Annotated in this window: 1 protein-coding gene; it reads left to right on the forward strand. The window is 60.8% G+C overall.

Annotated features, from left to right (window positions below; translation table 11 throughout):
- Positions 1-2: 2 nt before the first annotated feature.
- Positions 3-288: 2Fe-2S iron-sulfur cluster-binding protein (locus BK660_RS31345; RefSeq protein ID WP_259698572.1), on the forward strand; the 286-nt coding region annotated here is incomplete at its 3' end.

Below are 288 nucleotides of genomic sequence, written 5' to 3' on the forward strand. Positions count from 1 at the left end.
AACTGACCCTCAATGGTCAATCCGTCGGCCCGGTGGACATCCCTGATGACCTGCCGATGATCGACTACCTGCACGAATACAAAAACCTCACCGGTTCGCGTCTGGGCTGCGGCCAGGGCATCTGCCACGCCTGCGTGGTGATCGTCGACAACCCGGACGGCACCAGCGAAGAAGTGCGCACATGCATCACCGGCGCGCATTACTTCGAAGGCAAGAAAGTCCGCACCATCGAAGCTCACGCCAAGCGTGATGAGGCGGGCCAGGTCACCGAACTGAACCCGATCCAGC

This window comes from Pseudomonas brassicacearum (assembly GCF_003732265.1).
Taxonomy (GTDB): Bacteria; Pseudomonadota; Gammaproteobacteria; order Pseudomonadales; family Pseudomonadaceae; genus Aquipseudomonas; species Aquipseudomonas brassicacearum_D.